Annotated in this window: 17 protein-coding genes and 1 tRNA gene; 14 read left to right on the forward strand and 4 right to left on the reverse strand. The window is 72.7% G+C overall.

Annotated elements, in window-relative coordinates:
• The first annotated feature begins 57 nt into the window (after nucleotides 1–57).
• From AC5L35_RS36040 to AC5L35_RS36055, 4 genes are all read left to right on the forward strand, one after another.
• Nucleotides 58–1,083, forward strand: a complete 1,026-nt coding sequence (locus AC5L35_RS36040) for a SepX/GlpR family protein (protein ID WP_495064245.1) — start codon at nucleotides 58–60, stop codon at nucleotides 1,081–1,083.
• A gap of 42 nt (nucleotides 1,084–1,125) precedes the next feature.
• Nucleotides 1,126–1,198: transfer RNA gene (locus AC5L35_RS36045), tRNA-Ala, on the forward strand.
• A gap of 65 nt (nucleotides 1,199–1,263) precedes the next feature.
• Entirely contained in the window at nucleotides 1,264–1,620 is a 357-nt protein-coding gene (locus AC5L35_RS36050) for a nuclear transport factor 2 family protein (protein ID WP_495064246.1), read from the forward strand.
• Nucleotides 1,621–1,673: 53 nt separating this feature from the next.
• Nucleotides 1,674–2,243 carry a hypothetical protein gene (locus AC5L35_RS36055; RefSeq protein ID WP_495064247.1) on the forward strand — a complete coding sequence of 190 codons (570 nt, stop codon included), beginning with the start codon at nucleotides 1,674–1,676 and terminating at the stop codon, nucleotides 2,241–2,243.
• Here AC5L35_RS36055 and AC5L35_RS36060 read toward each other — a convergent pair whose 3' ends face one another.
• Entirely contained in the window at nucleotides 2,244–2,879 is a 636-nt protein-coding gene (locus AC5L35_RS36060; protein ID WP_495064248.1) for a helix-turn-helix domain-containing protein, read from the reverse strand. It lies immediately after the preceding gene.
• A 109-nt stretch (nucleotides 2,880–2,988) separates the two neighbouring features.
• Between AC5L35_RS36060 and AC5L35_RS36065 the strand changes: the two genes are divergently transcribed.
• On the forward strand, nucleotides 2,989–3,885 hold the full coding sequence (locus tag AC5L35_RS36065; protein WP_495064249.1) for an EamA family transporter: 897 nt from the start codon (nucleotides 2,989–2,991) through the stop codon (nucleotides 3,883–3,885).
• 7 nt (nucleotides 3,886–3,892) lie between these two features.
• On the opposite strand, the gene AC5L35_RS36070 is transcribed toward AC5L35_RS36065, so the two are convergent.
• On the reverse strand, nucleotides 3,893–5,428 hold the full coding sequence (locus AC5L35_RS36070; protein ID WP_495064275.1) for a dolichyl-phosphate-mannose--protein mannosyltransferase: 1,536 nt from the start codon (nucleotides 5,426–5,428) through the stop codon (nucleotides 3,893–3,895).
• 105 nt (nucleotides 5,429–5,533) lie between these two features.
• Between AC5L35_RS36070 and rsmI the strand changes: the two genes are divergently transcribed.
• Nucleotides 5,534–6,385 (forward strand): 16S rRNA (cytidine(1402)-2'-O)-methyltransferase, encoded by an 852-nt coding sequence (gene rsmI / locus AC5L35_RS36075; protein ID WP_495064250.1) that lies wholly within the window; start codon nucleotides 5,534–5,536, stop codon nucleotides 6,383–6,385.
• Nucleotides 6,386–6,467: 82 nt separating this feature from the next.
• Here the strand turns inward: rsmI and AC5L35_RS36080 are convergent, their stop codons facing one another.
• Both AC5L35_RS36080 and AC5L35_RS36085 read right to left on the reverse strand, forming a co-directional pair.
• A complete protein-coding gene (locus AC5L35_RS36080) occupies nucleotides 6,468–7,664 on the reverse strand; it encodes a cation:proton antiporter (protein ID WP_495064251.1) in 1,197 nt (398 codons plus the stop codon).
• A gap of 6 nt (nucleotides 7,665–7,670) precedes the next feature.
• Nucleotides 7,671–8,147: a cation:proton antiporter regulatory subunit gene (locus tag AC5L35_RS36085; RefSeq protein WP_495064252.1), complete on the reverse strand. Its 477-nt coding sequence runs from the start codon at nucleotides 8,145–8,147 to the stop codon at nucleotides 7,671–7,673.
• A gap of 109 nt (nucleotides 8,148–8,256) precedes the next feature.
• Here AC5L35_RS36085 and AC5L35_RS36090 point away from each other — a divergent pair, with 109 nt between their 5' ends.
• The 8 genes from AC5L35_RS36090 (at nucleotide 8,257) to AC5L35_RS36125 (ending at nucleotide 18,677) form a co-directional block, all read left to right on the forward strand.
• Nucleotides 8,257–8,616, forward strand: a complete 360-nt coding sequence (locus tag AC5L35_RS36090; RefSeq protein ID WP_495064253.1) for a Uma2 family endonuclease — start codon at nucleotides 8,257–8,259, stop codon at nucleotides 8,614–8,616.
• 43 nt (nucleotides 8,617–8,659) lie between these two features.
• A complete protein-coding gene (metG, locus tag AC5L35_RS36095) occupies nucleotides 8,660–10,453 on the forward strand; it encodes a methionine--tRNA ligase (RefSeq protein ID WP_495064254.1) in 1,794 nt (597 codons plus the stop codon).
• 5 nt (nucleotides 10,454–10,458) lie between these two features.
• The gene (locus AC5L35_RS36100; protein WP_495064276.1) at nucleotides 10,459–11,334 is read left to right on the forward strand and encodes a TatD family hydrolase; all 876 of its coding nucleotides are present in this window, start codon (nucleotides 10,459–10,461) and stop codon (nucleotides 11,332–11,334) included.
• Between the two features lie 294 nt (nucleotides 11,335–11,628).
• Nucleotides 11,629–13,224 carry a resuscitation-promoting factor gene (locus AC5L35_RS36105; protein WP_495064255.1) on the forward strand — a complete coding sequence of 532 codons (1,596 nt, stop codon included), beginning with the start codon at nucleotides 11,629–11,631 and terminating at the stop codon, nucleotides 13,222–13,224.
• 34 nt (nucleotides 13,225–13,258) lie between these two features.
• A complete protein-coding gene (gene rsmA, locus AC5L35_RS36110) occupies nucleotides 13,259–14,131 on the forward strand; it encodes a 16S rRNA (adenine(1518)-N(6)/adenine(1519)-N(6))-dimethyltransferase RsmA (RefSeq protein ID WP_495064256.1) in 873 nt (290 codons plus the stop codon).
• Between the two features lie 36 nt (nucleotides 14,132–14,167).
• Nucleotides 14,168–15,127 carry a 4-(cytidine 5'-diphospho)-2-C-methyl-D-erythritol kinase gene (locus tag AC5L35_RS36115; protein ID WP_495064257.1) on the forward strand — a complete coding sequence of 320 codons (960 nt, stop codon included), beginning with the start codon at nucleotides 14,168–14,170 and terminating at the stop codon, nucleotides 15,125–15,127.
• On the forward strand, nucleotides 15,127–16,932 hold the full coding sequence (locus tag AC5L35_RS36120) for an ABC-F family ATP-binding cassette domain-containing protein (RefSeq protein WP_495064258.1): 1,806 nt from the start codon (nucleotides 15,127–15,129) through the stop codon (nucleotides 16,930–16,932). The genes AC5L35_RS36115 and AC5L35_RS36120 overlap by 1 nt, the downstream gene beginning before the upstream one ends.
• Before the next feature lie 254 nt (nucleotides 16,933–17,186).
• Nucleotides 17,187–18,677 (forward strand): glycosyltransferase family 39 protein, encoded by a 1,491-nt coding sequence (locus AC5L35_RS36125; protein ID WP_495064259.1) that lies wholly within the window; start codon nucleotides 17,187–17,189, stop codon nucleotides 18,675–18,677.
• Nucleotides 18,678–18,685: the final 8 nt, after the last annotated feature.

An 18,685-nucleotide genomic window follows, 5' to 3' on the forward strand; every position in this document is an offset into this window, starting at 1 on the left:
ATCTTGGTTGGGGAGACCGGGATCGTTACCGGACTGCGCCGTGGGGAGGAAGCAGCCGTGCCGAGCTCGATGATCTTCGCGAGCCTGGTTGTGCTCTGGTTGCTGATCCTCGTGCCCGCGGTCGCGCGACACCGCCAGGAGGTGGCTCGGCCCACTGTGGCAGCGCTCTCCGGGCGGGTGCTCGAGCGGCCACGGCAGCGTCACGGTCCGGATGTGAGCCGCGAACTGGAGGTGGACGTGGACGACGTGGACGAGGTGGAGGACGAAGACACCCCGAGCGCCCGGACGGACCACGAGGACGCCGACGAGGACCGGGACGACGAGGCGTACGACGACGACCGCGAGTGGGAGCGCCCGCCGCCGCGGTACCGCCCCGGCCGGGGCGGGTTCGACCCCGAGGCCGCCGCCCTCGCCGCGCGTGCCCGGTACGCGTTCCGGCAGCGGGTCGTGCTCACGATGCTGATCGTCGCGCTCGTCACCGGAGTGGTCGCCGCGATCTCCGTGCCGACGGTCTGGTGGCTGCACGGCGTGGTCGACGTCATGCTCATCGGATACCTCGTCTACCTGCGCCGCCAGGTGCGTCTGGAGGAGGCGATCCGCGAGCGCCGGGCCGCGAGGATGGCGGGCACCCGCCGCGCGCAGTCCGCCGACGACCCCGAGCTGGACGAGTGGGCGCGCCGAGGGCGGGAGGCGATCCGGCGGCCCGCGGCCGACCGGCACGACGACGAGCACGACCGGTACGACGAGGGCAGCGACGGCGACGGGTACCCCGACGAGCACCACGATGCCGATCCCGACGAGACCGGTCCCGGCCACCACGAGGACGGGCCCGTCCGGGACCGGTCGGAGCGGGTGCGCGGGACGGGCGAACTGCTGCGGACCGGGCCGGGCCGCCACGCCGACGCGGCGGACCCGCTGCCCGACCCCCTGGAGGGCGAGCCCGCGCTGCCCCGCCTGCTCCCGGCCCCGCCACCACCCCTCCCGGCGGGAACGGCCCTGGTCGAGGCCAGCGAGGCTGATCTCGAACTGCACGACCTCGCGGGGCCGGCCCGCCCCGACTACCGCCGTGCGGCAGGGGAGTGACCGGCTGATAGGGTTTCTTCGTCCGGCGGAAACGGCGGACACGGGGCTGTGGCGCAGTTGGTAGCGCGACTCGTTCGCATCGAGTAGGTCAGGGGTTCGATTCCCCTCAGCTCCACCGAATCAACCGGACCCGGCAGCGGAAGCTGCCGGGTTTTCTGCATTCGACGGGAGCGGTGAGCGATGGCATCGATCGCGGAGCTCATGCTGGGGAACCTGGGTGAGGTCTTCAACGAGCGGGACGCCGATCGACGGCGAGCGGCCATCGCGCGGATCCACGCTCCCGAGGTCGAGTTCTCCGACCCGGAGGCCACCGTCACCGGGCACGAGGCTCTCGATGCGAAGGCCCGGGCACTCCTCGACGCGTCACCGGGCTTCGTCTTCACGCCGGGTGGGCCGGTCCACGTCGTCCGCGACCTCGGCTACCTCCCTTGGAACTTCGGTCCGGAAGGGCAACAGCCTGTCGTGCAGGGGGCCGACATCGCCCTGGTGAGGGACGGTCTCATCGTGAGCCTCTACACGCTGCTGCTGACGGACTGAGCGGCACGGCATCTGCGAGGAGGCTCTCGAGCACCGTCCGGGAGAATCATCCGGTGCCGAGATTCCGCCGTACCGTCATCCTTGCCGTGCTCGCCCTGATCGTGGGTGGGCTCGCCGCGCTGGCGGTCGCCGATCCGTTCCACCTGCGCCACGCGCGATGGTTCACGGCGGGGCTGGTGCTGCTCGCGCTCCTGCTGCTCACGTCGGCGTTCGCCGTGGCCGTCCGCGGGGGCCTGGCGCGCGTGCTGGTGCTGGCGGTGGGCACGATCGCCGTACTCGGCTGGGCGACCGTGGTGTGGACCGCGTCGCAGGTGGCGGGGATCGACCGGACGGTGTCCGAGGTGGCCGACGGTGGCCGGCGCCTGGTGGTGGTGGAGGGGGCGCCCTACGCCATCGACCCCATCTACGCGGTGGTGATCCGTGCCGGCAACGGGCCGTTCGAGCAGGAGTCGATCGTCTACCAGGGGGTGGAGGAGGCGCCGGCCCCCGCTGAAGTCCGGTTCGTCGACTCCGACACCGTCGAGGTGCGCACGAGCGGCGGCTGCATGTACCGCTCGGAGGTGGAAGGGGTGACGCTCGCCGTCGACCCGGTGCACCGGCCGCTGCGGGCCGACGGCTGCTGATCACGGGAGCGGGATCTCGGCCTCCGCGATGCTCGTGACCGGGACGAGGCCGGCATCGCCGGGTTGCAGGACGACCATGACGAACCGCACCGGGTCGGCGCCGCTGCCGGCGGGCGCGTCGTTGCTGTACCGGTGCGGGGCGTGGGCCTGGAAGAGCACGGAGTCGCCTGCCTCCAGGTGCTGGACGGCGGTGCCCACGCGCACGGTGAGGCGGCCGGACAGCACCGAGAGGACCTCGCGGGTACCCATGGGGTGCGCCTCCCCGTCGAAGCCGTCGCCCGGGTGCAGCGTCCAGTCCCACAGTTCGACGACGTCGGGCGGGTCGGTGCCGATCCGGAAGATGGCGTTGCTGCCCGACGCGCTGCCCCACAGGCGGGCCGCCTCCGCCGCGCGGCGGACGACGACCCGCGGCTCGACGTCCCCGTCGACGAGCGAGGCCACCCCGACCCGCAGCGCCGCGGCCAGCCCGACCAGGGTGGCGATGCTCGGGTTGCCGCGGGCCGTCTCGATCTGGATCACCGTGCCCCGGCTGACGCCCGCTGCGGCGGCGAGCGCGTCGATGGTCATCCGCCGCTGCTGGCGCAGGGAGCGGACGTTGCGGCCGACCGCGGTGGCCACATCCTCGGGAGACTGCACGTCGGTCAGTCTGCCGTACTGCGCCGGATAGTTGGTTGTACTTCCCGCCGCCTCGAACTACCGTCCAGTGTGTTGGCCTTCTGGGTACGTTCTACTGAACTGAGGTCTGATGTCCGTCCCTGTCGCGCTCCCGGCGGCGCTGTCCTACGGCGTGGCCGACTTCGCGGGCGGACTCGCCGCCCGGCGCGCCCCCGTCCTCGTCGTGACGCTGGTGGCGCAGGCCGCCGGGCTGCTGACCCTGCTGCCCGCGGCGTGGCTGCTGCCCGGCCGGCCGTCGGCCGCCGCGATCGGCCTCGGTGCGCTCGCCGCCGTCGGCGGCACCACCGGGCTGCTGCTCTACCTGCGCGCGCTCGCGGTCGGCCCGATGGGGGTGGTCGCGCCGCTGTCCTCGGTGGTCGGCGCCGGGCTCCCGCTCGCGGTCGGCGTGCTCACCGGGGAGCGCCTCGGGACGCTCACGGTGGTGGCGATCGTCGTGGCGCTGGTGGCCATCCTGATGGCCACCGCGGGCACCCGCCGGGACGCCGCGGCGACCACCGGTGTCGTGCTCGGTCTCGCCGCGGGCGTCGGCTTCGGCCTGTTCTTCGTCGGCCTCGCGTCGACACCGGACGACTCCGGGCTCTGGCCGCTGCTCGCGGGCCGGGTCGTCTCGGTGATGGTCGTGGGCGCACTGGTGCTGCGGCACCGGCTGCCGCTGCGCCCGGGGATCCGCCCGGTCGCCCGGAACCGCCAGACCGTCGGCGCGGCCCCGCCGGTGTCCGTGCCGGCGCCCACGCCGCTGCCTGTGCGCTGGATGATCGTCAGTGGCGTCTTCGACAGCGTCGCCAACGTGCTGTTCCTGCTCTCCGCCCGGCTCGGGGACCTGGCAGTGAGCGCCGTGGTGGTGTCGCTCTACCCGGTGGTGGTCGTGCTGCTGGCGCGCGTGGTGCTCCGCGAACGGCTCACCGCGATGCAGTTGGTGAGCGCCGGGCTCGCGCTCGGGGCGAGCGTGCTGCTCGCGGTGGCATGACCGGCGGTCAGGCGCGCCAGGACGGCAGCCACAGCTGTGCGTCCCACATCTCCGCGGTGATCGGCTCGCCGACCAGGATCGGCCACAGCCAGATGAAGTTGGCGACGACCCCGCCCACCCACAGGCCGACGACCAGCAGGCCCGTCTGCCGGCGCTCGCGTGACGCGTTCGCCCTGCCCAGGATCTCGCCCATCACCAGCGCCGTGCCGAGGATCAGGAACGGCACCACGGGGGTCATGTAGAAGAAGTACATCTGGCGGTTGATGTCGGCGAACCACGGCAGGATGCCGGCCGCGTAGCCGACCACCACGGCGCAGTAGCGCCAGTCGAAGCCGGTGAAGATGCGCCACAACGACCAGGCGAACACCCCGAGCGACGGCCACCACAACGCGGGTGTGCCGATCAGCATCACGGCGCTGATGCACGACGAGGCACCGCAGCCGGTGATCTGGCTGCCCGATGAGTAGTAGTAGAGCATCGGACGCAGGCCCATCGGCCAGGTCCAGGGCTTGGACTCCCACGGGTGCACGCCGCTGGCCTGCGTGGTGAGTCCGGTGTGGAACTCCAGCACCTTGCTGCTGTAGTACCAGAGCCCGCGCAGCGCGTCGGGGACGAACGACCAGGCTCCGCCGGTACCCACCTTCACGCCGACGGCGTACCGGTCGATGGAGGTCTCGCTGCCGAACCAGGCCCACCACGCCGCCAGGTAGGCCACCACCGGGATCAGGGCCAGCGCCCAGAGCGCGGGTGCGAGGTCCCGCCGTAGCGTGCCCAGCCACGGCCGCTCGACGCCTGCGGCGCGCCGGGCCGTGAGGTCCCAGAACACGGCGAGCACGGCGAAGGCCGCGAGCCAGTAGACGCCCGACCACTTGACCGCGCACCCCAGCCCGAGCAGCACGCCGGTGGCGAAGCGCCACCACCGCACCCCCAGCCGCGGACCGTACGGCGAGTCGTGGATCCGGCCCTCGGTGATCACGATCGCCAGCCGGGCACGCACGTCGTCGCGGTCGCGGACGAGCGTGGCGAACGCCGCCAGCACGAACAGGGCCGAGAACACGTCGAGCATGCCCATGCGCGACTGCACGTGCGACAGGCCGTCGCAGATCAGCAGCACCCCGGCGATGGCGCCGAGCAGCGTGGAACGGGTGAGCCTGCGCCCGACCCGCACGATCAGCAGCACCATCAGCGTGCCGGACAGTGCCGCGGCCGCGCGCCAGCCGAACCCGTCGTAGCCGAAGAAGAACTCCCCGAGCGCGATGAGCTGCTTGCCCAGCGGCGGGTGCACCACCAACTCATATCCGGGGTTGTCCTCGACCCCGCCGTTGCGCAGCATCTGCCAGGCCTGCGGCACGTAGTGCTTCTCGTCGAAGACGGGGGTGCCGCCGTCGGTGGGGCGGCCCAGCCCGGCGAAACGGACCGCCCCGGCGATGAGCGCCAGGGTGATCGCGACGATCCAGCCGCGGAGCCGGTCGGTCGGTGGCGGGGCGCCCAGCCGGACCGTCGGGTCGGCCGGGTGCAGGCCGGGCGCGGGAGCATCACCGATCGGCCGGTTGCCCGCGGGGGCGTCGGCGGTGGCTCGAGTGGCTGTGACAGCTCGCGAGCGGTCGTCGCTGCGGGTGGCCACGTCGCCGATCGTAGGCTGCCAGCCATGTCTGCTGACCCGGTGTCCGGCCGTCTCGTGCTCGCGGCCACCCCGTTGGGTGACGCCGGGGACGCGTCGGCGCGCCTACTCACTGCGCTGGCCACGGCCGACGTGGTGGCTGCCGAGGACACCAGGCGGCTGCGTTCGCTCGCCGCCGCGCTCGGTGTCACGGTGTCGGGCAAGGTGCTGAGCCACTACGACGCGGTGGAGGCCGCCCGCCTCCCCGGGCTGCTCGACGACGTCCGTGCCGGGCGCACCGTGCTCGTGGTGACCGACGCGGGGATGCCCGCCGTGTCCGACCCCGGTTACCGGCTGGTCGCGGCGGCGGCGGCCGAGGGGCTGCCCGTCACGTGCCTGCCCGGGCCGTCCGCGGTGACCACGGCGCTGGTGCTCTCCGGTCTGCCCTGCGAGCGGTTCTGCTTCGAGGGCTTCGCGCCCCGGCGTGCCGGCGAACGACGCAGGTGGCTCACCACGCTGCTCACGGAGCCGAGGGCGATCGTGTTCTTCGAGTCGCCGCACCGGCTGGCCGAGACGCTCGCCGACGCGGTCGACGTGCTAGGCCCCGAGCGGGGCGCCGCCGTGTGCCGGGAGCTGACCAAGACCTACGAGGAGGTGCTCCGCGGCCCGCTCTCCGAGCTTGCGGAGTGGGCCGCCGAGGGACCTGTGCGCGGGGAGATCACGGTCGTGCTGGCCGGCGCCGCGCCCTCCGCCGCGCCGCCCGTCGAGTCGCTGGTGGGAGCCGTCGAGGAGCGGGTGGCCGACGGCGAGCGCCTCAAGGACGCGGTGGCGGTGGTGGCGCAGGCGGCAGGCGTGCCGAAGCGGGATCTCTACGAGGCCACGCTCGCCGCCCGCTCCTGACCGGCACGCCGCGACATGGCCACATATCGCTGTTCGCAGGGCTCGCGAATCAGCGTCAGGTGACCATGTCGCGAGGTCCGGGTCAGTTGCCGGCCGAGGGGGCGGGCGCGGTGGACGGGCGCTTCGCGCGTGCCCAGCGCACCGCAGGCTCCACCACGCGGGCGGCCACCGGTCCGATCACCGCCATGAGCAGCACGTACGTGGTGGCGAGGGCGGCGAGGCGTTCGTCGACCGCCGCGTAGCCGACGGCCAGCCCGGCGATGACGATCGAGAACTCGCCGCGCGCCACCAGCGCGGCTCCGGCGCGGGCCCGGCCCAGTGACCCGATGCCGACCCGGCGCGCTGCCCACCACCCCGTGGCGAGCTTCGTCAGCGTGGTGGACACCGCGAGGACGACCGCCCAGCCGAGCACCGGCGGGATCGACGCCGGGTCGGTGTTGAGCCCGAACACCACGAAGAACACCGCGGCGAACAGGTCGCGCAGCGGCTCCAGCAGCTTGGTGGCGTTCTCGGCCGTGGAGCCGGAGATCGCGATGCCCAGCAGGAACGCCCCGACGGCCGCCGAGACCTGCATCGCGGAGGCGAAACCGGCCACCAGCAGCGCGGCACCGAGCACCTTGAGCAGGAAGACCTCACGGTCGGGCGAGTCGACGAGTGCGGACACGAACCGCCCGTAGCGCAGCGCCACCACGAGCACGACGGCGAGCACCGCGACCGAGATCCCGACCGCGGTCAGGCCGCCGACGAGGCTCACACCGATCAGCACCGCGGTGAGGATCGGCAGGTAGAGCGCCATCACGAGGTCCTCGAACACGAGGATCGACAGCACCACGGGCGTTTCGCGGTTACCCAGCCGGCCCAGGTCCGAGAGGACCTTCGCGACGATCCCCGACGACGAGATGTAGGTGACACCGGCCATCACCAGCGCCCCGACCGGCCCCCATCCCAGCGCGAGCGCCACGGCAGCGCCCGGCGCGGCATTGAGGACGATGTCGAGAATCCCTGCCGTCCAGGACCGCCGCAGGCCTGTGACGAGCTCGGCCGCCGAGTACTCCAGCCCGAGCAGCAGGAGCAGGAGCACGACGCCGACCTCGCCCGCGAGGCTGGTGAAGCCTTCGATGCCGCTGAGCGGGACGAGTCCGCCTGCGCCGAAGCAGAGGCCGCCGAGCAGGTAGAGCGGGATGGGGGACAACCCGATCCGCCCGGCGAGGCGGCCCAGCAGTCCCAGCCCGAAGAAGACGGCCCCGAGCTCGATCAGTTCCAGCGCGGTGTGATCCACCCGCGGTCAGCCCCGCTTGAGGATCTTGACAGCGTTGTCGAGCCCCTCCGACGTGCCGACGGTGACCATGAGGTCTCCGGCGGTCAGGGTGAAGTCCGGCGTGGGGCTCGGGTGCACCTGGCCGGCGCGCATCACGGCGACGACGGAGACGCCGGTGCGGGTGCGCAGGGCCGTGTCGCCCAGCGTGCGCCCGTCGAACGGGAGGCCGACGGGGATCTGGCGGGTGTGGATGCCGGGCAGGTCGCGGTGCTCCTCGGTGAGCTGGGCGACGAGCTGGGGGGCACCGAGCAGGTTGGCCAGGGCACCGGCCTCGTCGACGGTGAGCGGCACCTCCGCGAGGCAGGCGTCGGGGTCGTCCGACTTGGAGATGATCAGCTCGATCCTTCCGTCCCGGTGCGTGACCACGCCGATCCGTCTGCCGCCACGGATGGCGAACTCCTTGCGCACGCCGATTCCGGGCAGGGGCGTGACCTCAACGTTCACCCTTCCCACGGTAATGGAAAGGCTCGCTACCCTGTGCACATGCGGGTCCTCATGCTCGACGCGCCCCAGGCGATGCTCGACGAGCGCCGCAGGCTCGGGCTGGACCGCCGTGACGAGATGTGGGACGGCCTGCTGCACCTCGTGCCCCCGGCCCTCACCAGCGGTTCGCCACGGAGTTCTTCCTCCTCGCCGGGGCGTCGAAGGCGCCGAGTTCGTCCTCGAGATCCGCTCCGAGGGCGACGAGACCTACGACAAGATTGACTTCTACGGCCGGGTCGGGGTCCGCGAGATGATCGTCGCGCACCCGCACGCGTGCCGCGTCGAGCTGTTCCGGGCCGTCGGCGGCAGGCTCGTGCCCGTGCAGCCGGGCGCCGATGGCGACCTCACGAGCGAAGTGCTCGGGATCGTCCTGCGCACCGTCGACGGGAAGCTGGAGATCTCCTGGTCCGGGGGCTCGGCCACGGTCTGAGCGCCCGCGGAACCCGGTGGCGCCCTGGGCCTAGTCTTGACCCATGAGTTCCCCCGTGCTGACCGCCGTGGCCTGGCCCTACGCCAACGGTCCCCGGCACATCGGCCACGTCTCCGGTATCGGTGTGCCCTCCGACGTCTTCTCGCGCTACCAGCGGATGGTCGGCAACCGGGTTCTCATGGTCTCCGGCAGCGACGAGCACGGCACCCCGATCCTGGTGCAGGCCGAGAAGGAGGGCCTGACGCCGCAGCAGACCGCGGACAAGTACCACCGCGTCATCGCGGAGGACCTGCGCGGGCTCGGCGTCACCTACGACCTCTACACGCGCACCACCACGGGCAACCACGCCGACGTCGTGCAGCAGATCTTCCTGGCGCTGCACCGCAACGGCTACATCGTCCCGAGAACCACCACGGGCGCGATCAGCCCGTCCACCGGGCGCACCCTGCCCGACCGGTACGTCGAGGGCACCTGCCCCATCTGCGGTTACCCGCAGGCCCGGGGCGACCAGTGCGACAACTGCGGCAACCAGCTCGACGCCGCCGAGTTGATCAACCCGCGGTCGCGGATCAACGGCGAGGTGCCGGCGTTCGTCGAGACCGAGCACCTGTTCCTCGACCTGCCCGCGTTCACCGAGGCGCTCGGGAAGTGGCTGTCCACGAAGACGGGGTGGCGACCCAACGTCCTGAACTTCACCAGGAACCTCGTCGACGACATGAGGCCGCGGCCCATCACCCGCGACCTCGACTGGGGCGTCAAGATCCCGCTCGACGGCTGGCGCGACCAGCCGCTCAAGAAGTTCTACGTATGGTTCGACGCGGTGATCGGCTACTTCTCCGCCAGCGTGGAGTGGGCCCGGCGCACCGGCGACGCCGACGCGTGGAAGGCGTGGTGGAACGACCCCGACGCCGAGCACGTCTACTTCATGGGTAAGGACAACATCACCTTCCACGCCCAGATCTGGCCCGCGCTGCTGCTCGGCCACAACGGCCAGGGCGACCACGGCGGCGAGCCCGGGCCCTACGGCGTGCTCGACCTGCCCACGGAGATCGCCTCGAGCGAGTTCCTCACGATGAGCGGTTCGAAGTTCTCCACCTCGCGCGGCACCGTGATCTACCTGGGTGACGTCCTGCGCGACTTCGGTCCCGACAGCCTGCGGTACTTCATCTCGGCGGCCGGGCCGGAGACGCAGGACGTCGACTTCACGTGGGACGAGTTCGTCCGCCGGGTCAACTTCGAGCTGGCCAACGAGTGGGGCAACCTCGTCAACCGGTCGATCTCGATGGCGCACAAGAACAACGGCGCGATCCCGGCGCCGACGCGGCCCGCGGCGGCCGATGCCGAACTGCTGGCGCTGTCGAAGGCCGCGTTCGACACGGTGGGTGGGCACCTGCGGCGCTCGCGCTTCCGGGCCGGCATCAGTGAGGCGATGCGGGTGGTCTCCGCGGCCAACCGCTATCTGTCCGAACAGGAGCCGTGGAAGCTCAAGGACGACCCGGACCGTCGCGACGCGGTGCTGCACACCGCGCTGCAGGTCGTGCAGGACGCCAACACGCTGCTCACGCCGTTCCTGCCGCACTCGGCGCAGAAGGTGCACGAGGCGCTGGGCGGCACCGGCGTGTGGGCCGCCCAGCCGGAGCTGCTGGACGTCCCGGACCTGGACATCCCTGGCCGGATCAACCCGATCCTCACCGGCGACTACACCCGGGAGCAGGCGCGCTGGCAGTCGGTGCCGATCGAGGTGGGCCGGCCGCTGGCCAAGCCCACGCCGATCTTCACCAAGCTCGACCCCGAGCTGGGCGAGACCGGCCCCGAGTGGGCGCCGATCCTGAAGTGAGCGCCGTGCACGGGCGACGCGAGCGGCCGCCCGCCCCCGAGCCGTTGCCCGCGCCGACGGTCGACGCCCACACCCATCTCGACGCCTGCGGGTGCGAGGACGCCGCCGACGTGGCGGCCGCGATGGACCGGGCCGAGGCCGTCGGCGTCACGCGCGCCGTCACGATCGCCGACGACCTCGCGTCCGCGCGCTGGGCGGTGCAGGCGGCCCACTGGGACGAGCGGGTGGCCGCCGCGGTCGCCCTGCACCCGACGCGGACGGCCGCGGTGCCGGAGGAGTGGTTCACGGAGATCGAGCGCCTCGCCCGCGACCCGCGGGTGGTCGCGGTGGGGGAGACGGGGCTCGACTACTACTGGGACCACTCCCCGCCCGCCGCGCAGCAGGAGTGGTTCCGGCGGCACATCGACCTCGCCAAGCGGATCGGCAAGCCGCTGATGATCCACGACCGGGACGCGCACGACGACGTGCTGCGGATCCTGCGCGAGGAGGGGCCGCCGGAGACCGTGGTGTTCCACTGTTTCTCCGGCGACGCGGCGATGGCCCGGGAGTGCGCGGCGGCCGGGTACGTCCTGTCGTTCGCCGGTCCCGTCACCTTCCGAAACGCCCGTGACCCGCAGGAAGCGGCGGTCGTCGTGCCCGAGGAGCAGCTGCTCGTGGAGACCGACGCCCCGTTCCTCACCCCGCACCCGCACCGCGGCCGGGCCAACGAGCCGTACTGCCTCCCGTGGACGGTGCGCGGTATCGCGGCATTGCGCGGGGTCACGGACGAGCGGCTCGCCACGAGCGCTCGACGTAACGCCGAACGGATCTTCCGCTTCGCCGACTTGCCACCCGTCGCGCTCCCGCGGGCGGGCGGCACGGACGGCGCTCGTTCGGCGTAGGCAACGGCCCACTCGGCGCTGGCACCGTATTTCGGTGAGCCATCGACCGTGACTGCCCGTTACGGTTCCGTGATCGCTAAAGCCGGGGTGGGGAACGCTCCCCAGCACAGCGGTCACGGTGGTCCGGGGCGCTCCCCCTGATCCATGCCTCCGGGCCACCGTGACCGGTGATTCCTCCCCTGCCCGGTCCGAACGAGGTCTGGATGCCAGTCAGTGGTCGACGTCTCTACTCGCGCGCGCCACCGTGCCCCGCGTGCTCGTGGGGGTGAAAAGGTCACCGCGCCCCCTGTCGCAGTGCCGACGGAAGACCCCTACGCCGATTGGTACGGCGGCGGGGACACCGGCACGTTCCCCGCATCGCCTGCCGAGTTGCTCGAGCAGTCCCGGAAGCCGGTTGCAGCCCCTGGCGAGTCCGCCACGGAGCGCACCACCAAGATCGTCGCTGCGCGCGCCGCCGGGCGGCATCAGGCGCCCGTGATGACGCGGCCGGCACACGGCACCGGGACGATCGACGCCAGGGCCATCGACGCCAGCGCCGATCCGAAGACCGGCCCGTTCGCCGTGATCCCCGCGCAGGAGGTCACCAGCCGGATCCGGCCGATCGACGACGACGCGACCGGGCCGATCCCGGTGGTCACGGCCGTCGCCTCCCGGGTCGAGGCCGAGCCCCTGACCCAGCCGTTCGCAGCGGTGGTCGCGCCGGAGGCCGCTCCGGCCGCGGCGCCTGCGCCCACCAGGGCCGGTCGGCGCCGGCAGGCAGCCGCCCCCGGGCGGGCCCCGGCCAGGTTGCTGGTCCGCGGCACCGTGTTGGCCGTGCTCGTCGCGCTGGTCGGTGGCAGCGCCACCGCGCTGGCCATGGACAAGACCGTCACGATCACGGTCGACGGCCACGACCGCACCGTCCACACGTTCGGGTCCGACGTCGCCGCGGCACTGGAGTCGGCCGGGCTCACCCCCGCCCCGCAGGACCGCGTGGAGCCCGCGCTGCCCACCGGGCTGAGCAACGGCGACCACGTCATCCTCAGCCGGGCCCGCAAGCTCACCCTGGTGGAGGGCACCTCCGAGCGCGAGGTCTGGACCACGGCGGCGTCGGTGGGCGACGCACTGAAGGTGCTCGGCGTCGACGCCACCCCGATCCAGATGTCGGCCGCTCCCGCCACCAGCATCCCGCTGGCCGGTCTCGCGCTGAAGCTGAACGTGCCGCGCTCCGTGTCGATCACCGACGGCACCGGGGGCCCCGCGGACGTCACCACCACGGCGGGCACCGTGGCCGGTCTGCTCGCCGAGCGCGGCATCCAGCTCGGCCCGGACGACGTCAGCGTGCCGTCCGGCGACACCCCCCTCACCGACGGCGCGTCGGTACAGGTCGTGCGCAACGGTGTCGGTGAGGTCGTCGTGGTCCGCGACATCCCGCCGCCGGAGGAGCTGATCGAGGACCCCGACATGCCCCGGGGCAAGCGCGTGGTCATCGACAAGGGCGAGTCCGGCGAGCAGACGGCGATCATGCGGGTCTACGTGCAGAACGGCAAGGAGGTCCGGCGCGAGCAGGTGCGGGCCGGGAGCAGCACCGAGCCGAAGCCCCGCGTCGTGAAGGTCGGCACCAACGACGACATCGCGCAGGCACCGGCCATCTCCGACGGCAGTGTGTGGGACAGGCTCGCCGACTGCGAGGCCACCGGCAACTGGGAAATCAACACCGGCAACGGCTACTACGGCGGTCTCCAGTTCGACGCAGGCACCTGGCGCGCCTACGGCGGCGACGACTACGCGCAGCTGCCCCACCAGGCCAGCCGCGAGGAACAGATCGCCGTCGGCACCAAGGTCCGCGACGACCGCGGTGGCTACGGCGCCTGGCCGGCCTGCGCGAGCAAGCTCGGCCTGCCCCGATGACACGGGCCATCGCGGCCCGGTGCACCCTCCGAGGGTGACGGACGAACAGTCGCGGTTGCTGGGGCCCGCCGAGGTGCGGGCTCTGGCCGGGGAGCTGGGGCTGCGGCCCACGAAGCGGCTCGGGCAGAACTTCGTGCACGATCCCAACACGGTGCGCCGCATCGTCCGGTCCGCCGACCTCACGCCCGACGACGTCGTGCTCGAGGTCGGGCCGGGCCTCGGGTCGTTGACGCTCGCCCTGCTGCCTGCCGTGCGCGCGGTGCACGCCGTGGAGATCGATCCCGTGCTCGCCGCGCGGTTGCCGACCACCGCTGCCGAGCGGGCCCCGGCGCTGGCCGACCGGCTCACCGTCACCACGGCCGACGCGCTGCACGTGCTGGCCACCGACCTGCCCGGTCCCGTGCCCACCGCGATCGTCGCGAACCTGCCGTACAACGTGGGCGTGCCCGTGGTCCTGCACCTGCTGGCCGAGCTGCCGCAGCTGCGGCGAGGGCTGGTGATGGTGCAGTCCGAGGTGGCTGAACGGCTCGCCGCACCGCCCGGCAGCAAGGCCTACGGGGTGCCGAGCGCGAAGCTGGCCTGGTACGCGTCCGCGCGCCGGGCGGGCCCCGTGCCGCGAGCCGTGTTCTGGCCCGTGCCGAACGTCGACTCCGGGCTGCTGGCCTTCGACCGCCGGGACCCGCCGCCCGGTGACCGCGCCGAGGTGTTCCGGCTGATCGACGCCGCTTTCGCGCAGCGCCGCAAGTCACTCCGGTCGGCCCTCGCCGGTTGGGCCGGCTCTCCCGCTGCGGCCGAGGACGCACTCCGAGCAGCGGGGATCGACCCGTCCGCACGGGCCGAGACGCTGGGTGTGGAGGCGTTCGCAGGCCTCGCCGCCGCCCGTGCCCGATCGTCACAGGGGCACTGACCGCGCGCCGCTGCGGCGCGCACGTAGTGTTGGTGGGTGCTCGCAGCCGTCCCTCCCCCGGTCACCGTGCGCGTACCTGCGAAGATCAATCTTCATCTCGCCGTCGGGCCACTGCGGGACGACGGCTACCACGACCTCGTCACGGTGTTCCACGCTGTGAGCCTCTTCGACGAGGTGTCCCTCGCGCCCAGTGACGCCCCGGGCATCGAGGTGCATGGAGAGGGCGTCGCCGAAGTGCCGGCCGACGAGACGAATCTCGCGTGGCGGGCCGTCCAGCTCCTGGCAGAGCGCGCCGACCGGGATCCGGACGTGCGGCTGGTGCTGCGCAAGGGCATCCCCGTCGCCGGTGGCATGGCGGGCGGCAGCGCCGACGCGGCCGCCGCGCTCGTCGGGTTGTCGTCGCTGTGGAAGCTCGACCTCTCCCGCGACGAGATCTCGGTGCTGGCGGCGGAGCTCGGCAGCGACGTCACCTTCGCCCTCTACGGGGGCACCGCGCTGGGCACCGGCCGTGGCGAGCGGATCGTGCCGGTGCTGTCCCGGCACCCGCAGCACTGGGTGATCGCTCTGCACCGCGGCGGTCTCTCGACGCCGAGCGTCTTCCGGGAGCTCGACCGGCTGCGCGGTGACGAACCGCCGCCGGACCGCCCGGTCGAGCCGGTGCTGGAGGCGCTCGCCGGTGGCGACCCCCGCCAGCTCGCCCTCAGCCTGGGCAACGACCTGCAGGCCGCGGCCGTCAGCATGGCTCCCGACCTGCGGCGGACGCTGCGGGCAGGGGTCACCGCTGGTGCGCTGGCCGGGCTCGTCTCGGGTTCCGGGCCGACGTGCGCGTTCCTGTGTACGGGTCCGGAAGCGGCCATCGACGTGGCCACCGAACTGGCAGGCGTCGGCGTCTGCCGCACCGTCCGGGTGGCACACGGACCGGTCCCCGGCGCCCGCGTGGTCGACCTGCACGAACCGCCGGGCCCGCCCTCGTCCTGGCCTCCGGTGCGCGCCTGATGGCCCCGCGCGTCTCGTCCCAGAACCTGGTGAACCTCGAGTCGGTCACCGCCCACGTCCCCGGCGACGCCTCCCGCGTCCTGCTCGATGCCGTGTCGCTCGGCGTGGAGCGCGGGGAGCGGGTCGGTGTCGTCGGGCTCAACGGTGGCGGCAAGACCACGCTGCTCGACATCATCACCGGCGACCGCGCCCCGGACGGCGGGCGGGTCAGCCGGGTCGGCCACCTGAACCTGGCGCACCTCGCGCAGGGCGACACCCTGCCGAAGGGCGCCCGCGTCCGTGACGTCGTGCTCGCCGCGTGGGACGGGGCAGCCGACCACGAGTGGGCTGCCGACGCCAAGGTCCGCGACGTGCTCGACGGCCTGGGCATCGGCGACCTCGACCGCAGCGTCGAAGGTCTGTCGGGAGGGGAGAAGCGGCGGGTGGCGCTGGCCGCTGCCCTCGTCGGCGACCCCGACCTCGTCGTGCTCGACGAGCCCACCAACCACCTCGACGTCGAGGGCATCGGGTGGCTCGCCGGGCACCTGCTGTCCCGTCGCTGCGGAGTCGTGGTCGTCACGCACGACCGGTGGTTCCTCGACGCCGTCTGCACCCGGACCTGGGAGGTCGCGAACGGGCGCGTGGAGAGCTACCTGGGCGGCTACGCCGACTGGGTCTACGCGCGCGCCGAGCGCTCCCGCCAGGCGGACGCGGCAGAGGCCCGCAGGCAGAACCTCGCCCGCAAGGAGCTGGCCTGGCTGCGCCGCGGCGCGCCCGCGCGCACGTCGAAGCCTCGGTTCCGGATCGAGGCGGCCGAGGCGCTGATCGCCGACGTCCCACCGCCCCGCAACTCCGTGGAGCTGCTCGGGTTCGCCACCAACCGGCTCGGCCGCACGGTGCTGGAACTCGAGGACGCCACGGCCGAGATCGCCGGGCGCACGCTGCTCGACCACGTCACCTGGCGCCTCGGTCCCGGCGACCGCGTCGGCATCGTCGGCGTCAACGGCTCGGGGAAGACCACCCTGCTGCGCACGCTCACCGGCGAGCGTCCCTTGCAGGGCGGAAAGCTGGTCAAGGGCACCACCGTGCAGCTGGCCGAGCTCAGCCAGGAGCTCGTGGACCTGCCGAAGGACATGCGCGTGCTGGAGGCCACCGAGCAGGTGGCGAAGTACGTCCGGCTCGGCAAGCTGGAGCTGACGGCGTCGTCGGTGCTGGAGCGGCTCGGGTTCCCCGCGGCTCGCCAGTGGACGCCGGTCGGGCAGCTGTCCGGTGGCGAGCGGCGCCGTCTGCAGCTCACCCGGCTGCTCATGGCCGAGCCCAACGTCCTGCTCCTCGACGAGCCCACCAACGACCTCGACGTCGACACGCTCTCGCGCCTCGAGGACCTGCTCGACGGCTGGCCGGGCACGCTCGTCGTCGTCAGCCACGACCGTTACCTCGTGGAACGGGCCTGCGACACGGTCGTCGCCCTGTTCGGCGACGGGAAGATCACGCACCTCCCCGGTGGGATCGAGGAGTACCTGCAGCGCCGTGCCGCGGCAGGCAAACAGACCACGGGCCTGTCCGCGGTTCCGGGCGGATCGGCACCTGCGAAGCCCGCGTCGAACGCCGCCGACCAGCGCTCCGCGCGCAAGGAGGCCTCCCGGCTGGAGCGCCGGATGACGACGCTGAGCAAGCGCGAGAAGCAGCTGCACGAGGAGCTGGCCGCTGCCGCCACCGACCCGGCCCGGCTCCTTCAGCTCGACGCCGAGCTCAAGGCGGTGCTCGCCGAGCAGGAGACCGTCGAGCTCGACTGGCTGGCTGCCGCGGAGATCGCCGAGTCGTAGGCCGTGTTGAGAAAGCTACTGATCGCGGTCTTCGCGCCCAGATCGTCCCTGGCGGCGTTGCCGCCCCGACCGGGTACACCAGGTACGACGGCTCGGGGCGGCGCCTTGCCAGAGACAATCTGGATCACGAAGCCCATCGATCAGTACTTCCTCAACACGGCCTAGCGTCCGGTTGATCCGGAGATCCGTCGATCGACTGATTCGGCCCGATGGGCCGCCCCCTAGCGTCTGCTGTGGACCTTGGGGGGACGAAGATGACGACGATCACGAGCCCGGCACCTGCACGGGCGCTACCGGCTCTCGCTCGCGGCCCGGTGCTGCTGGTGGCAGGCGCCGTCGCGGTGCTGCTCACCGCAGTGAGCGGCCGCTACGGCTACTTCGGCGACGAGCTGTACTTCATCGCGGCGGGGCACCATCTGGCCTGGGGGTACGCCGACCAGCCGCCGCTGCTGCCGCTGATCGCGCTCGCGATGGACACCATCGCCCCGGGGTCGGTCGCGGTCCTGCGGATCCCGGCCACCCTCGCGACGGCGGCCGGGGTCGTGCTGGCGGCGCTGCTGGCCCGCGAGTTCGGAGGCGGAAGGCGCGCCCAACTGCTCGCGGCAGGTGCGTACGCACTGTCGCCGAACTTTCTGGGCACCGGGCACCTGCTGGCCACCTCGACGCTCGACCCGGCGTTGTGGACGGCGCTGACCTGGCTGCTCGTGCGGTGGGTGCGCACCAGGGCCGACGGGCTGTTGATCGCCGCGGCACTGGTCACGGCGGTCGCACTGCAGGTGAAGTTCCTCGTCGGGGCGTTCTGGGCCGTCGCGATCGTCGCCGTGCTCGTGTTCGGCCCGCGCGATCTGCTGCGCAGGCCCGCGCTCTGGCTGGGCGGTGCGATCGCGGTGCTCACCACGGTGCCGACGCTCGTCTGGCAGGCGCAGAACGGATGGCCGCAGCTGGGCATGAGCCGTGCGGTGGCCGCCGAGAGCGTCTACGCCGGCGGGATGATCGGCTTCCTGCCGGTGGCGCTGCTCATGGTCGGGTTCCTGGTCGGCTCGGTGCTCGCCGTGCACGGGGTGGGACGGCTGCTGGCCGACCCGGCGTACCGGTTCCTCGGGGTCACGGCGCTCGGCGTCACCCTGATCTTCCTGGTGAGCGGCGGTCGCCCGTACTACATCGCCGGGATGTTCCCGGTGCTCTGGGCGGCGTCGGCGGCCGCGATCGAGCAGCGCAGGCCGGCCGTCTGGTGGCGGTGGGTGCCGACGTGGCCGGTCTACGCGGTGACGGCCGTGCTCGTCCTCGGCGTCCTCCACGTGCTGCCGATCAAGCCGGTCTCGGCCCACGCCGACCAGCCGCTGATGATCGGCAACTTCCAGCTCGACGAGATCGGCTGGCCGCAGATGGTGGACGACGTGGTTGCCGCGCACCGCGCGCTACCGCCGGAGACCGCGCGGAACGCCGTGGTGGTCACGGGGGACTACTGGACGGTGTCGGCGGTCCAGCACTTCGCGCCGGACCTGCCTGCATACAGCGGGGCCAGGGGCGCCGCGTGGTTCGGCGTGCCGCCGGAGGACTCCGGCGCGGTGCTCTTCGTCGGTGACCCGACCTCCCTGGCGCCGGCCTTCGACCGCGTCACGCAGGTGGGCGCCATGGACAACGACGTGCGTGTCACCAACCTCATGCAGGGGAACCCGATCTTCCTGCTCGAGGGACGGAACCGCGCCTGGGCCGAGATCTGGCCGACGATCCGGCGCCTCTGAGCCGTGCG

Source organism: Pseudonocardia sp. OZ21, from assembly GCF_059359135.1.